Consider the following 13,652-nt stretch of genomic DNA (forward strand, 5'->3'; position numbering starts at 1 on the left):
GACGGGTGGATGCGCAAGGCCCGGGATGGGGTGAGGACGACGATCCGGAGCCACGACTGGGATGCAGCCCCCTGCCCCGCACTCCCAGCCCCCCCCCTGCGCGATGCAGCTCAGCTGGGCAGGCGATGCCGATCCTCTGGCCCGATCTGACTTGCCAGATGCTGGCGCAGCGCGTCCTTGCCGTTCGCCCGAAGATCATCGTTGAAATCCCCGAGCCGCGGTTCCAGCACCCGCACACGCACCCCGACCTCGGAGGCTCTGGCGCTCAACTTCTCTGCCGCTCGTTGCCCAGCCGGATCGCGGTCGATGGCGATGTAGAGGCGCTGGAGCCCCTCCGGCAGCAGGACCGCCCCGAGGTGTCCCGACGAGAGAGCCGCCCAGACGGGAAGGCCGGGGGCCGCCTCGGACAGGGACAGCATGGTCTCGATGCCCTCGCCGACGACGAGGATGTCATCGTGCGGGGTGAGCCTGACAGCATTGCAGAGGAGGTGACCCATAGCCCGACGCTCTGGATTCACTGCCGCCTTCCCCTGCCCGTCAGCTGCCAACCAGGTGCGATGCACGCCCTGCACTGCCCCTGCCCCATCGGTAACCGCCGCGATCATCGCAGGTCTGGGGATGCTCCGGGTCTGCCCCTCTTCCTGATGCCAGCACTTCGGGTGGAAGCGTAGGGCACCGTTCGCGCCAAATTGGGTGATGCCTCGGGAACGGAGGTAGGTCTCGGCAAGCGTGCCTGTGATCGGGTTCGAGGCAGCAAACAAGCGCGCCGCCGCCACAGGAGTGCCACCGGGCGCCTTGGCCTTCCTCGGCTCTTGCCTATCCGGAACGACCGGCTGCGGACGGCCAAGATGCGCTCGGGCCTCGGCGAGAAGGTCGGGGAAGCGCGTGATCCCCGTCCGGGCGCGGATGATGTCCAAGAGATCGCCATGCTCGCCTGTGGCCCCATCCGTAAACTTGCCCGCTGCCCCTGGCCCCGACGTGGGCCCGGTCAACCGCACGAAGAGCGAGCGGCCAGGATTGTTTTGCAGGTCACCCACGATCCAGTAGGATCCTTCCCGTCGTCCGGCGGGAAGGTAGGCACGACAAACGCCTTCGGCATTTTCTGCCAGATCGCGCACGAGGTCTTCGGTCTCGGAATACATGGGTTAACAACCTCCGCGATCATGTAGCCTTGCGACAGGACAACGTGCAAGCAGACGATCCAGTATCTCGACACCATCGGCGTCGGTCGGGCAGAACAGCCGAAGCTTCCAACTGATGATCTCCGAGAAGAAGCCATCGGCCTTGAGCCGATCCTTGGCTGCCTCCGAGAAGCCCGACAGTTCGATCCGGTTCGCGCCCATGACGCGCGAGCGGTGCAATTCCATCCCTTCCGACAGGCGCACCACGGTCTTGCCCTCCAGAACGAGGGCATGGACCTGTGCGGCCGAGAGCTTGGGCGCATCGGCGGCCAGCGTGGTCGCGACCCAGGCAGGCGAGACGCGGCGGCCGATGATGCGCTGCCCGTCATCGGTCTGCAGGCGGTAGACGCGAGTTTCATCCTGGGGAAGCTGCTTCCAGATCGGCAGCAGCAGACCTGCCACGATGTGCAGCGTGGAGTCCGAAAACTCCGGCACCTCGGCCAGTTCCGCAGTCCACGCCGCTGTGAAGGCCGCGCGGTCGGCCTCGAGCCAGTGGGTGTCCTCCATGACCTTGGCCGAGACCGTGCTGGCATCAAGCGGGCGGATCAGGCGCAGGCGCGGCTCGATGGTCCCATCGTCCAGCATGTGACTGGTGGCGGAAACCTGCACGGCAGCCCGGCCCGAGCGGCTGTTGACCAGAAGCCGCGCCTGCGGGTCATCCAGCCATTCGAGCGCATCGGCCAGCGAGGTAGGCGTGTTGCGGCGCTTTTCCGCGATGGTCAGCAGCTGGGTTTCCGCGCCGGAGCCCGGATGGGTGTAGATGACCTGTGCGTCGGTCACCCGGAAGCTCTCGGCACGGAGTGTCTCGAGCCCGAGATCATAGACCCCGGCGGCGATGGCGCCCTCAATTCGCTGATCGAGCAGCTCCTCGAAACCCGCGAACAGCACGGCCTGCATGTTGATCGTCAGCGCCAGCAGGCGATTGAGGAAGGTCGTGATCGGCGGCAGGTCATCCTTGAGACCGTTGTCGTCTGTCAGGCTGAGACCGGTGGCATCTTCGAAGGCCCCGAGCGAGCATCCGGCCAGATCGCCGCGATAGATGCGGCGGTAAAGCTGGCGCAGGGCGTCGCGGGCGTAAGGAGACTCAAGGTTGTCCTCGGGACGGAACAAGCCTTGCCCGCCGGTCTGGCGCTGGCCGCGCGTGATGGCGCCAAGCGTGTCGAGACGGCGCGCAATGGTCGAGAGGAACCGCTTCTCCGCCTTCACATCGGTGGCGACCGGCCGAAAGAGAGGCGGCTGCGCCTGATTGGTGCGGTTGGTGCGGCCAAGGCCCTGAATCGCCACGTCTGCCTTCCAGCCGGGTTCCAGGAGGTAGTGGACCCGCAAGCGCTGGTTCTTCGCCCCGAGATCGGCGTGATAGCTGCGCCCGGTGCCGCCGGCATCCGAGAAGATCAGGATACGCTTTTCGTCATCCATGAAGGCTTGGGTCTCAGTGAGGTTCGCGGCTCCAGCCCGGTTCTCCACCACGAGCCGTGCCGAATGCCCTTCGCCCTTCCGCACGATGCGCCGCGAGCGCCCGGTGACTTCGGCCACGAGATCGGTGCCGAAGCGCTGGACGATCTGGTCGAGCGCACCCGGCACCGGCGGCAGCGAAGCCAGTTTCTCGATCAGCGCATCGCGCCGGCGGACGGCTTCGCGGCAGTCGACCGGCTGCCCGTCTCGCGTGACGGGGCGCGAGGAGAGATTTCCTTCGCTGTCGGTGAAAGGCTCGTAGAGCTGCACCGGGAAGGAATGGGCAAGGTAATCCAGGACATATTCCCTGGGCGTGATGTCACAGCGGATATCGTTCCATTCGTCGGTTGGGATCTCCGACAGGCGGCGTTCCATCAGCGCCTCGCCCGTCGAGACGATCTGGATGACAGCCGCATGGCCTGCAGCCAGATCGGCCTCGATGCTGGAAATCAGCGACGGGGTCTTCATCGAAGTGAGCAAATGGCCGAAGAAGCGCTGTTTGGTGCTCTCGAAAGCCGACCGCGCAGCGGATTTCGCCTGACGGTTTAGGGTGCCCGAGTCTCCGGTGATATTGGCCGCCTCCATCGCGGCGTCGAGGTTGTTGTGAATGATGGCGAAAGCCCCGGCATAGGCATCATAGATGCCGCGCTGCTCGGGCGTCAGCGCATGTTCCAGCATCTCGTATTCGACGCCGTCATAGGAGAGCGAACGGGCGGTGTAGAGGCCAAGCGCCCGGAGGTCGCGGGCAAGAACCTCCATCGCCGCGACACCGCCAGCCTCAATGGCTTCCACGAATTCGGCACGGGTGGCGAAGGGGAGTGAAGGATGGTGCCCCAAAGGGGCAGGCGAAGCTCCAGTGGAGCTTTGCCAATCCTGAACGCCCGGAGCGCAAGCGGAGGGCCCGCCGCCCCAGAGCCCGAGGCGTTGCGCATAAGCGAGATTGTGTACCGTCGTGGCCCCCGTGGCTGAGACATAAACCACGCGGGCATTGGGCAACCTGTGCTGCAGGCGCAGGCCCGCCCTGCCCTGCTGCGACGCCTCGGTGTCGCCGCGCTCGCCCTTCGATCCGGCGGCATTGGCCATGGCGTGGCTTTCGTCGAAGAGGATCACCCCGTCGAAATCCGCCCCGAGCCAGTCGACGATCTGGTCGACGCGGGATTTCTTGGCACCCCGTTCTTCCGAGCGCAGCGTCGCATAGGTGGTGAAGAGGATTCCCTCGGTCAGCGGGATGTCGCGGCCTTGTGCGAAACGCGACAGCGGCGTCACCAGAAGCCGCTCCTGGCCAAGCGCCGACCAATCGCGCTGCGCGTCCTCGAGGAGCTTGTCGCTTTTCGAGATCCAGAGCGCCTTGCGGCGGCCCTGGCACCAATTGTCGAGCAGGATCCCGGCCGATTGGCGGCCCTTGCCCGCCCCGGTGCCATCGCCGAGGAAGAAACCCCGGCGGAAGCCGATAGCGTCAGCGGCGTCCTCCGGAACAGCGGATACCACGTCTCCGGTCTCATCGACGGTCCAAGAGCCCGCGAGACGCGCGCCATGCGCCTCCCCCGCGTAGATAACGGTCTCGAGCTGCGCGTCTGACAGCAGGCCGTCGCGCAGGACGGCCGCCGGAAGCTTGGGGCGATAGCTCGGTTTCGGAGGTGCGACAGAGGCCATGGCCGCCGATTGCACAAGCTTGGTCGGGTGTCCGGTCGCTGCGGGGATGTCGATCGCCTGCAGACGGAAGGTCTCGTAGATCGCGTCGGACAGCCGTGCGGCGTCTTCGTCCTCGGCGGCGTCGCGGAGTGCGTAGTTTAGTTCCTCGGCCTCGATCGGTGTGTCTGATTTCGCCGGTTGAGCTGCGGAGGTCGCGCGGGATCGGTTGACGGGTTTGCGGGTGGTGAGGTGAGAATTTCCCGGAAAGGGGGAAGAATGGCCCTGCCCCGCAGCAGGAGCTGGATCCAGTTCGATGCGCGGCGGAACCTCTGCGGTGATCCGGGACATCAGATGCGCCACGTCCGGGGACGTGGGTTGGCGCAGGTCAGCCGTGATGCCGCCCGGCTCGCCGCCGCGGCATTTATCGAAGACAGAAATCCGCGTCTCAAAGCTGGTGCCATGCTTGGCAAAAGCCGCGCCCGATACCGCGCCGGTGAAGACGAGATGGGCCGTCTCGGTCAGACGGCCGAAGGTCTCGGCCCAGGCAGGCGCATCCGGCGCGAAACCGGCTCCGGTGATGGCCACGAGCCGTCCGCCGGGGGCCAAGCGCGCGAGGGCCGAGCGCAGATGTCGGGCCGTCGCCTCGGTCGACCGACCATCGACATTGGCCACAGCCGAGAAAGGCGGGTTCATCAGGATGACGCTTGGGCGGATCCTCGCGTCGAGATGATCGTCGATCTGCGCAGCGTCGAACGTGGACACGGGACGCCCCGGAAAGAGGAGGCGCAGAAGGTCGGCGCGGGTGTCCGCCAACTCGTTCAGAGCCAGAGTGCCGCCGGCGATCTCGGCGAGGATCGCCAGAAGCCCTGTCCCGGCAGACGGCTCTAGGACAAGATCATAGGTCGTGATCTGTGCTGCCGCCACAGCCGCGAGCCCCATGGGCAGCGGCGTCGAGAATTGCTGAAAGCGCTCCATATCTTCCGACCGCCGGGTGTGCGTGGGCAAGAGGCCTGCCACCTTGGCGAGGATCGGCAAGAGCGCCGCAGGCGAGCCGGCCCGGGCCAGCAGCGCGCGGCCAAACTTCCGCAAGAAAAGAACCAGCGCCACTTCGCCCGCCTCATAGGCGAGCTTCCAGTCCCAGGCGCCGGTCGCATCGGAACCGCCAAAGGCATGTTCCATCTCGCGGCGCAGGCGCAGCGCGTCGATCTGAAGCCCTTGCGCCAGATCGGGCTGCAGCGCTTCGGCAACAGCAACGATCGCAGGGGCAGGATTTGCTGCCAACGGAACAACGGGCGCAGGCAAGGACGCCTGCGCAACAGCGGCGAGATAGGTCATCGAGAAACTCCGGAATGAGGAACAGGGTCGGCCCCGGGCACCCTCTCTCGGGCACCCTCAGACCTGATCTTTCCCGGCCTTTCTCTTCCTCTCGCACCAAGGTTTCCCCGACGCTTGGCTTGATTTTGTTCCCGCTATGTTCTATTTTCAGAATCAAGCCAGAAAGGGAGTTCTCCCATGGAAAGCATCACGCACGCCATTCCCGCAACGCCCAAGCAGATCGCCTATGCGCGGTCGCTCGCGCAGCGCAATCGGACGCTCCTGCCCTGGGAGGTTCAGCAAGACCGGCGATCTTTGAGCGCTTGGATCGAGGCTCAGGCCCGGCTGAAGCCGGTATCGGACATGGACCGGCTGCCCACGTCCAAGCAGGTAGCCTTCGCTGAGAAACTCGCCCGGATCAAACGGCGCGCCGTTCCGGACGAATGCTTCCGCGACAAGGGGCTCATGTCGAAGTGGATCGACGGGAACAGGTGACGGGTGTCAGCTGGTGGATGGCTTGTCGGCGCAAGAATCCACCAGAGTTTCCCTCCGCCTACGAAACGCTGCTCGTAGTGCGTCGGTCGGTGGGGGCGGACAGTCCAACGCCTCAAAGAACGGCTGATGGTCACATGGCTTCAAGTTCGTGACGTCCGCGCTGTTGTCGTTTGCCTGTTTCATTTCTTCGGACCCCCAAAGGCGCATGCGCTGTAACTTGTCAGCCGACAGCCGCAATCGAGTAGTGCGGTGTCCCATCCCACACAAGATCCCAAGACGCGCCCGGACGAACGTTCTGAATTGCGTGGGGCTCGAAGCAGACCAGGCAATTACCGCCCGGTGCAGGAGCCCGGACCGAAGGGTAAATCAGGCCCTTGGATCCACCCCGACGCAGATGTTGTGCCAGGCTTTGGCCCTCGGGATACCCGACAGCCGGATCCGGATGCAGCGCCGGATGACCTGCCTCATCGGTCATGTCGTCGAAGACGCCGATGAAGTCGGCCAGCAATTCCACATAGCGAGCGCTGTCGTGGAAGCTGCCGGTAAAGCCGAGCTCGCGTGTGCGGTGCCAGGCCACTTCGCTGACAGAAACCATCACGTCCCATGCGCAGTACCACGCGCCGCGCTCCTCGGCGTTGAAGCGATTTCCGCCGGCGCGGGTGTAAGTGAAGGCTGCGTTGACGTGACTGTCCCCATAGATGCGCAGATCGCGGCTGCGGCGTTGCCAAGCGAGTTCGCGCGGGTCCAGATGCGGGTTGCGCCCGCGTTCGGCCTGTAGACGTCCACTGGTCAGGCCCTCGATCTCTGCCAAGATCTCCATCTCGTCATCCGTATCGACGAGACCGCGCAGCGATGGTGGCTTGTGGTAAGTGGCGGGCAGGAGACGAACGAGACCGCGATCGGAAATCTCGGTCTGCTTCATGCCCCACCACGCAACGCATCAAGATAGGTCCGAACCGCGAGGATCTGCGGCAAACCCCCGTCGATGGCGGTGTCGACTGGTCGGCTTCCACCAAAGAGCGGCCCCTTGTTCGGTCGGGTGAACCAGCTTTTTGCCAGAGGTTCCGAGAAGTAGAGTTCGAGCGACTTGAAGATGCCAATTACAGCGCTGAGCCGCAGCAGTTGGTCCTTGGTGAGCTCTCCGGCGAAATCCGGCTTCTTGGCGCGCTTCCACGTGCTCTCTGACATGTCGGCAAGGCCAGCCGCTTCCTTGAGACTGAGACCCCAAGCATCGGCCACGCGTGCATAAGCTTTCAACGCGACGGCGTTGATCTGTGCGGGTTCCCGGATTTTCTCTGCAACGTACATGGCGTCCTCCATTGGCTTCAATATAGTCCATATGGACCTGCTGTAAAGATCAAATGAACCTTGTGCTTTGATCTCTTTTACCCGAACCGCCGCCCTCCTTCCGTGAACGTATACTCATTGACGATGATCCCCTCGTCGATGGCCTCGTCCGAGGTGAGGTAGTCGTATTCGGCTTCAAGCTGGCGGTAGAGCCAGCGGGCCAGATCACGCAGCGCCTCGGTCACAACGTCTTCCGCGTCTTCGGTCGGCGGCTGCCAAGTCGGGCTGTCGCGCGTGACGTCCACCGACATGGTGTATTCATGGTAATAGCGGCCACGGTGGCTGGCCTCGGCGGCGAGCTGGTAGAAGTTCCGCCGCTGGATGGCCTGCAGCCGGTCGGCGATGCCGTGCAACGTCGCGTCCGTGGGCGCTTAGTCCCGAATGCGCGCGGCGGCGCCCTTGGCGTGGGACCAGTAGCCTTCGAACGAAGCTCCATCACCCTGGCTCCAGAAGCCGGAGAACCAGATGCAGGGCTTGGCCCGCGTCCCGCCGCCCATTAGACGGACGGGGGTCGTCTTCAGGCGGATGCCGAGGATCTCGCAGACCCGCTCAAAATCCTCATAGACCGCGTCCCACCAATCGTCATGGGGGCCAAGCTCGCGATACCAGCTGCGCGCCTTCTCCTTGGCGGCATCCGAGAGTTCGGGAAACTGGTAGACGGTGGTGCAAACAACCTCAGCCATCGAAGTCCTCCCCACGCAACGCGGCCTCAAGCCATTCATGCGTGCTGGTCCAGCCGATGGATTTCCGCGCACCAAGATCGATGACATGCGCGCCACCGCCGAAGGCGTCCAAGCGGGGCCGAGAGCAGGTGTATGCGACCTCGAAGCCCCAGAGGCCGGTCAGGTCGATCTCTTCCGCCAGGCGCAACACGAAACTGATGACGCCTTCGATATCGCCTTGCCCGTCATCGTCATGGAACCAGAGGATCGAACCTTCGGGTCCGTCCTGCTGAGACAAGGCAAAGCCCGCGTATTCCGGCTCGTCGGCGCCTTCCTCGTCGAGATGCAGGCGGGACAAAAGATCAAGCGCCGCAGTGGCTTTTTCGGGCGAACCCACGTCGAGAATGCAGGAAAAGTGGGTGAAATAGTCGGCCATGATGCCTCCAGAAATGAGAATTCCCGGCCAGAAGGCCGGGCGGGTTGAAAGACGTGGGTCAAGCGGCGCCGATCACTCGCAGGCGACGCACGCCCGAACCTGAGCCTCTGCATGAGCCTGCAAGAGTTCGCGGTAATAGCGCTTGCGCGCCGTGCGCCAGCTGCGGACGGCGAGCGTGTCAGGATGCAGGCGGCCGATGGCAATGCGCAGCATTGCGAGCGGCGTGATCCCGGGAGAGACGCCGAGATTGAGGTAGGCCCGACTCATGTCAGCGGACCTCTAGGACGGGTGGGGCAGCATGTGGGTCGACCAGTGCCTCGATCTTCTCCGTGCGGCCCATCCAAGGTTCTGGCCGGATCGCCTTGACCCAGTCGGTGAAGCTCGGAATGAAGCCAAGATCCTCACGGACGTGCTGCTCGCCCACCCATCGGGTCGGGATCACTCGGCCGGTGGAGAGGGTGATCGTCGGCCCGAAGATGGTCTCGGCGAGCCAGATTCCTGCCGAATGATGAAACATAGCTCTGTGCCGAAAATCCGCAGAATGGGCTTTTGAGGAGTCGAACCAGGAATGCACGGCGAGGTAATCCTCGACCGTGCCGCCCCATTTTTTCACCGAAGACAGGGCGTGGTGATATGGATGTGCCATCGCCGCCTCCTCACAATTCATGGGTGTAGAGTTCGGACGAGGTGAAGCGCTCGTTGAACTCGAGGTGGATGGAGCGCGCGCTCGCGTCGAAGCAGAATTCGCCGTAAGCGCCGTCGTTGTTTTCCCAACCGCCATGGGTATCAGAAAGGAAGTCGTAAGCCAGTTGCTCCACGACATCTTCGAGCGAAAGCTCCCGCATCTCGACCTCCGGGTCGTCCCAGGTCAATGCGGTATAGGCGATCTGGGTCTCGGGGAAAGCAACCTCGGTCTCGCCAGCGTAGGCACTGATGCTTTCAACCTGGCCGCTATCGCCATAGCCGTCGAAGCTCACGGTCACATGGGTGATGCCCGCGGCAGACAGGCCATCGAAGAGGCGCTCCTTGTTGGCCGGAAGCAAAGCTGCGATCCGCGCGTCGCGCTCGGCCTGCCGGGCCAGCACGGCGGTGAAATCAATCCTGGACGGCGCCATCGGCGCGGCCAGAGTGGGTTCGATCATGGACATTGGAAACTCCGGAATGGGGGAAAGGATCTGAACCCCGGGGCTCTCTCTCGTCCCCATAGGCTCACATCCTCCCCTGCCCTTCTCTGACTCTTGGACGTCACGCCGCGATCTGCAGGGCGCGAGACGCGAAGACGCGCCAGAGCGGATCGACAAGACGGGCATCGAGAAGATCGGCGTGGTGCCGCAGCCGTCGGGCGAGGTCGTATTCCTTACGCCCGGCCATTCGCATGGCTTGAGCGCGGGTCTGGCTGGCCTCGGACACGACGGCGCGGGCCTCAGCGGCGTTCGAGACCGGGTGGCACCATGCGACCCCGCCAGCATTGGTAGCCCCGGCCAGAACGAGGCGGCCCTCCCGATCGAGGATCGCCAGGATGCGCGACGCCTCTTCAGGATAGATATCTTCGGCGTGAACGATTGCCCCCTGCATGGCGTCGGCCAGCGTTGCAAACCGCTCCAGTACCTTGGGGTGTGCCTGCCCGGACATGAGAGCCGCGGGCACATGGCAAGCCGTCGTGAGTGCAAACGGCAAGTCTTGATCTGCAGAAACCGCCAGGAAGCTCGGCGGAAAACCGGCTTGCCGCGTTGAAATCTGAGCCTGGGAGGGAAGGTCGAACATGGGCATATCTCCGACGGTGCGGAGAGCCTCTCACCCCGCTTCAAACCATCAATGACCGAACCGCCGCCCTCGTCCTCGGAAGGGTGACGGCGGCAGGCTCGCAAGGCGCGTCAAAGCTTGCCCAGGGCCCGCAGGCTCAGTTCCGTCCCGGCGCCGACGATGATGTGGTCATGCAGCGTCAGGCCGAGAAACTTACACCCCTTCTGTATCTCCCCGGTCATGCTGAGATCGGCCTCCGACGGTGTCGGATCGCCCGACGGGTGGTTGTGGATCAGGATCAGAGCGCTGGCGTTCAGCATCAGAGCCCGTTTGATCACCTCACGCGGATAGACCGGGACATGGTCGACCGTGCCGATCGACAAGAGCTCATCGGCGATGATGCGGTTCTTGCGGTCGAGATAGAGAACGTGGAACCGCTCGATCGGCCCGCGCACCGTCAGCGCACAATAGTCCATCAGCGCTTGCCAGCTGCCGATGACCGGGTTCTGGCTGAGGTAGCGGCCGAGGATGTCGCGGGCCTCGAGGATGACAGTTTGTTCCTGGGGGGTCATGGGGGTCTCGCTGAATTGCGCACACCGAAGTCCCCTGCCCTCTCGGGGCGGGGCCAGTGGCGTGCATGTGGAAGAGAAAAACGCGACCGCCGCGGGTGCAGGCGGTCGCTGTGCCGGGCTTCGCGTCAGCCGACCCGGTCGAGGAGCTTCTTGGCGCGCCCTTCCATGTCGAGCCGCGCATCCTGCTGGGTCTTGTCGCGCGCAAGCCGGGTAATCCCTTGCACGAAATCGAAGATGCTCTCGGGTGGGCGGCCTTCCTCCATCAGCACCTTCTCGATGATCTTGCCGGATTCGGCTTTCGAGAAACCGCGCTTGCGCAGGAAATCCGCACGGTCTTCGTCGCTGCGCGCCACGACTTGCTGCCGTGCTGCCCTGATCCCATTCACGAATCCTTGCGGCGAGGAGTTGGCAAACCGCGTCAGCGCCGGGGCCGCCTCATGGGCGAAGCGGGAGGCGGCGTATTTCGAGTGGCGGATCTTGATCTCCTGGAAATCCTCGACGCCCCAAAGGTTGCGGTTCTGGCACACCGCCCGAAGGTAGAAGCTCGCCATGCCAAGGGTCTTCGCCCCCACCTCGGAGTTCCAGCAGTAAAATCCCCGGAAGTAGAGGTCGGGAGAGCCGTCCGCCAGCTTGCCCGCCTCGATCGGATTGCGATCGTCGACCAGAAACAGGAAGACGTCGCGGTCCGAGGCGTAGAGCGTGGTCGTGTCACGGCTGATCTCGACGTCGGGGTTATAGACCCCGGTCGACCAGTCAAGCACACCCGGCACCTTCCAGCGCGTGTCGCCGGTGCCATTGCCCGCAATGCGCTGCACCGCCTCGACAAGCTCGAAGTCATGGATGCGACCGTAGTCGGGACCGGTCACGGCGCGCAGTTCGGTCCGGCCATCCTCCGTCTCGAAGGTCTTCACCTGCTCGGCGCGGTGGTTGGTCAAACCGTATTGCAGGTTGATCCCCGCCAGCGGCGCGGGCAACTGCCGCAGGTAGGAGGCCGGCGCGCCGACAATGCTCGCAAGCTGGCCGAAGGCCCAGTGCGTGGGCGCGACCGGCTCATGCGCTTTCGGAAGAACCAAGTGCAGCCGCTCTGCACTGTCGCGCGCAGCCTCGACACGGATGTCGGCGGTTTGCACCACCCGGCTGCGGCTGCGCTCAGAGCGACCCTTCACATTGGCCCAGAGATCGTCGAGCGACAGGTACCGCTCGTCATCGGGCCGGTTAAACCATTCGGACGACACCCGCCCGTTCCGCTCGCCCCGGCTCACATCCACTTTCCAGCCACCGGCCCGCGCCGGCTGAACCGGATCCATAACTTCCACAACGCCCATCGGCTATCTCCCGCGACAGGCGCCGGGAGCCACTCTCCCAGCCCTCAACCCGTCACCGGGAAACCGGCACTCCTCTCACTCTCGGCGGCCGGCTCCGCCGCGTTAACTTCCGCGTCGATGTCAATGCACTATCGGGAAAACGCAATCGGGTCCAACATGCGGAGGAGCAAGTCTATTTGATCTTCTTGAGTTCCTGGATCTCACGGAGCGCGGCACGTTCAAACCGCCTGATCTGCTGAGTGATCTTTTCGTCATCGCCGAATGCGGAGGCGCTGCGCCGCCCATAGGAAGAAAAGTTGCGTACGATCCGAACACCTTCGTCGTCACGCACCTTCAGGTGGGTGAAACGGCGATACAGGCGTTTGGTGTGTGCCTTAGTCGATTTTCCAGATGCGATGTTTCTCTCCGCGATCTTGCGGGTTCGGCGCATCGCCCTTCGCATCTTTCGCCACTGCCGAGCGAGGGAGCTTTCTCGAATGGCTGGCCCCTCTTCGTGGAGCGAGAAGCCTAGGTATTGTGCTGCTTTTCCCGCTACGACGCCCGTACCCGTGAACTCGGTCCTTTCGGTCTTGTGGGGAGAGATATCCAGCTTCTCTGCCTTGATGAGATCCATGATTTTGGCTTCGGCTGCTGCGGCGTGAGCAGGGGCGCAGATCACCAAGATGTCGTCCGAATAGCGGCGATACAAAGCACCGATGCTGTCGCAGAAAGCGTGCGCTGCCGCGTCGAAATCAATCATGTACAGGTTCGAAGCTGCTGCGCTGATGGGGGTGCCCTGAGGGATGCCTCGCCGATGCCCCTTTGCCAGTTCGGGGTTGGGGTGAAACTTGATGCCATTGGCCTTGAGCTCTTCGACACTGGCGATCCGGTCGCGGCTTTTCTCCTTGAGCCGGGAGGAGAACGTGGCGTTCGCCTTAAGCTCTTCCATATCAACATAGTGGAACGCGGTGATCGCCCGAAACACGCGCATCCAGTGTTCGGGCAGCGAGGTTACGCCCAGCACTGCCTTTAGGCGGCGTTTCAGGAGCGTGTGGTCAAGGTTGTCGAAGAAGCTGCTGACGTCGAACGCCAGTATCGTGACGGGGGCATGGGTCTTGGCAAACGCAAGCACTTCCGCCGAGAAATCGTAGTTACCACGCCCGAGTGCACGATAGGCCAAAACGCTATCGGAGAGGCCCGCGGCGTTATAATGGGCGTCCAGCAACTTATTCATCTCGCTGGCGTAGAACGAAAGTATACAGGCGTCCCGGTGCGATGCGTATTTGATCGGGCGGTCCTTCGAAGTGATCGTCCGCTTCCCTGTCTTCGGGCACTTCTTGTAGCGTTTCTCGGATTTCGTGTAGTGCAGGAGTGGGAGGAAGGAGTGCTTGAGCACGAAGTCCGGGTCCATTGCCTTGCCAGCGAACTTCTCGCCAACGGGAAGATCGAAATGGCGGTAGCCTCTAGACTTAAACCAATCGAGCGGCATTCAGCCTCCTTGTCGCAGAGTTCGG

13 protein-coding genes and 1 pseudogene are annotated in these 13,652 nt (G+C 63.6%); 1 reads left to right on the forward strand and 13 read right to left on the reverse strand.

The features are described 5' to 3' along the window. Positions 1 to 110: 110 nt before the first annotated feature. Both LZA78_RS16405 and LZA78_RS16410 read right to left on the reverse strand, forming a co-directional pair. The gene (locus LZA78_RS16405) at positions 111 to 1,142 is read right to left on the reverse strand and encodes a DUF7146 domain-containing protein (protein ID WP_233677996.1); all 1,032 of its coding nucleotides are present in this window, start codon (positions 1,140 to 1,142) and stop codon (positions 111 to 113) included. Positions 1,143 to 1,145: 3 nt separating this feature from the next. After that, complete coding sequence (locus tag LZA78_RS16410) at positions 1,146 to 5,600, reverse strand: strawberry notch family protein (RefSeq protein WP_233677997.1); 4,455 nt, start codon at positions 5,598 to 5,600, stop codon at positions 1,146 to 1,148. Positions 5,601 to 5,777: 177 nt separating this feature from the next. Here LZA78_RS16410 and LZA78_RS16415 point away from each other — a divergent pair, with 177 nt between their 5' ends. Next, positions 5,778 to 6,074: a hypothetical protein gene (locus LZA78_RS16415; protein WP_233677998.1), complete on the forward strand. Its 297-nt coding sequence runs from the start codon at positions 5,778 to 5,780 to the stop codon at positions 6,072 to 6,074. A gap of 220 nt (positions 6,075 to 6,294) precedes the next feature. Here the strand turns inward: LZA78_RS16415 and LZA78_RS16420 are convergent, their stop codons facing one another. From LZA78_RS16420 to LZA78_RS16470, 11 genes and pseudogenes are all read right to left on the reverse strand, one after another. Beyond that, a complete protein-coding gene (locus LZA78_RS16420) occupies positions 6,295 to 6,996 on the reverse strand; it encodes an RES family NAD+ phosphorylase (protein WP_028095452.1) in 702 nt (233 codons plus the stop codon). After that, positions 6,993 to 7,394, reverse strand: coding sequence for an MbcA/ParS/Xre antitoxin family protein (locus tag LZA78_RS16425; RefSeq protein WP_028095451.1), 402 nt, complete (start codon positions 7,392 to 7,394; stop codon positions 6,993 to 6,995). Before LZA78_RS16425 ends, LZA78_RS16420 begins: the two co-directional genes overlap by 4 nt. A 65-nt stretch (positions 7,395 to 7,459) precedes the next feature. Then, positions 7,460 to 8,104 (reverse strand): annotated as a pseudogene (locus LZA78_RS16430) (DUF8835 domain-containing pootine). Then, complete coding sequence (locus tag LZA78_RS16435; RefSeq protein ID WP_233677999.1) at positions 8,097 to 8,519, reverse strand: hypothetical protein; 423 nt, start codon at positions 8,517 to 8,519, stop codon at positions 8,097 to 8,099. Before LZA78_RS16435 ends, LZA78_RS16430 begins: the two are co-directional and overlap by 8 nt. Before the next feature lie 72 nt (positions 8,520 to 8,591). Continuing rightward, complete coding sequence (locus LZA78_RS16440) at positions 8,592 to 8,786, reverse strand: hypothetical protein (RefSeq protein ID WP_233678000.1); 195 nt, start codon at positions 8,784 to 8,786, stop codon at positions 8,592 to 8,594. Position 8,787: 1 nt separating this feature from the next. Continuing rightward, entirely contained in the window at positions 8,788 to 9,165 is a 378-nt protein-coding gene (locus LZA78_RS16445; RefSeq protein WP_233678001.1) for a DUF6915 family protein, read from the reverse strand. Between the two features lie 10 nt (positions 9,166 to 9,175). Then, positions 9,176 to 9,667 (reverse strand): DUF6878 family protein, encoded by a 492-nt coding sequence (locus LZA78_RS16450; RefSeq protein WP_233678002.1) that lies wholly within the window; start codon positions 9,665 to 9,667, stop codon positions 9,176 to 9,178. Positions 9,668 to 9,764: 97 nt separating this feature from the next. Next, entirely contained in the window at positions 9,765 to 10,283 is a 519-nt protein-coding gene (locus tag LZA78_RS16455; protein WP_233678003.1) for a DNA repair protein RadC, read from the reverse strand. Between the two features lie 110 nt (positions 10,284 to 10,393). Beyond that, positions 10,394 to 10,834, reverse strand: a complete 441-nt coding sequence (locus tag LZA78_RS16460) for a JAB domain-containing protein (RefSeq protein WP_233678004.1) — start codon at positions 10,832 to 10,834, stop codon at positions 10,394 to 10,396. Positions 10,835 to 10,959: 125 nt separating this feature from the next. Then, positions 10,960 to 12,159 (reverse strand): hypothetical protein, encoded by a 1,200-nt coding sequence (locus LZA78_RS16465; protein WP_038073808.1) that lies wholly within the window; start codon positions 12,157 to 12,159, stop codon positions 10,960 to 10,962. Positions 12,160 to 12,331: 172 nt separating this feature from the next. Next, positions 12,332 to 13,627 carry a reverse transcriptase domain-containing protein gene (locus tag LZA78_RS16470; RefSeq protein WP_050772063.1) on the reverse strand — a complete coding sequence of 432 codons (1,296 nt, stop codon included), beginning with the start codon at positions 13,625 to 13,627 and terminating at the stop codon, positions 12,332 to 12,334. Positions 13,628 to 13,652 lie beyond the last annotated feature (25 nt).

The sequence above is a fragment of the Rhodobacter flavimaris genome (genome assembly GCF_021378075.1).
Classification (GTDB): Bacteria; Pseudomonadota; Alphaproteobacteria; order Rhodobacterales; family Rhodobacteraceae; genus Rhodobacter; species Rhodobacter flavimaris.

Bases quoted from the DNA above. Each gene is read 5' to 3' on its own strand.
- LZA78_RS16450 (WP_233678002.1), bottom strand. From the start codon at position 9,667: ATGTCCATGATCGAACCCACTCTGGCCGCGCCGATGGCGCCGTCCAGG.
- LZA78_RS16470 (WP_050772063.1), bottom strand. From the start codon at position 13,627: ATGCCGCTCGATTGGTTTAAGTCTAGAGGCTACCGCCATTTCGATCTT.
- LZA78_RS16425 (WP_028095451.1), bottom strand. From the start codon at position 7,394: ATGGAGGACGCCATGTACGTTGCAGAGAAAATCCGGGAACCCGCACAG.
- LZA78_RS16435 (WP_233677999.1), bottom strand. From the start codon at position 8,519: ATGGCCGACTATTTCACCCACTTTTCCTGCATTCTCGACGTGGGTTCG.
- LZA78_RS16405 (WP_233677996.1), bottom strand. From the start codon at position 1,142: ATGTATTCCGAGACCGAAGACCTCGTGCGCGATCTGGCAGAAAATGCC.
- LZA78_RS16420 (WP_028095452.1), bottom strand. From the start codon at position 6,996: ATGAAGCAGACCGAGATTTCCGATCGCGGTCTCGTTCGTCTCCTGCCC.
- LZA78_RS16465 (WP_038073808.1), bottom strand. From the start codon at position 12,159: ATGGGCGTTGTGGAAGTTATGGATCCGGTTCAGCCGGCGCGGGCCGGT.
- LZA78_RS16410 (WP_233677997.1), bottom strand. From the start codon at position 5,600: ATGACCTATCTCGCCGCTGTTGCGCAGGCGTCCTTGCCTGCGCCCGTT.
- LZA78_RS16415 (WP_233677998.1), top strand. From the start codon at position 5,778: ATGGAAAGCATCACGCACGCCATTCCCGCAACGCCCAAGCAGATCGCC.
- LZA78_RS16445 (WP_233678001.1), bottom strand. From the start codon at position 9,165: ATGGCACATCCATATCACCACGCCCTGTCTTCGGTGAAAAAATGGGGC.
- LZA78_RS16455 (WP_233678003.1), bottom strand. From the start codon at position 10,283: ATGTTCGACCTTCCCTCCCAGGCTCAGATTTCAACGCGGCAAGCCGGT.
- LZA78_RS16460 (WP_233678004.1), bottom strand. From the start codon at position 10,834: ATGACCCCCCAGGAACAAACTGTCATCCTCGAGGCCCGCGACATCCTC.
- LZA78_RS16440 (WP_233678000.1), bottom strand. From the start codon at position 8,786: ATGAGTCGGGCCTACCTCAATCTCGGCGTCTCTCCCGGGATCACGCCG.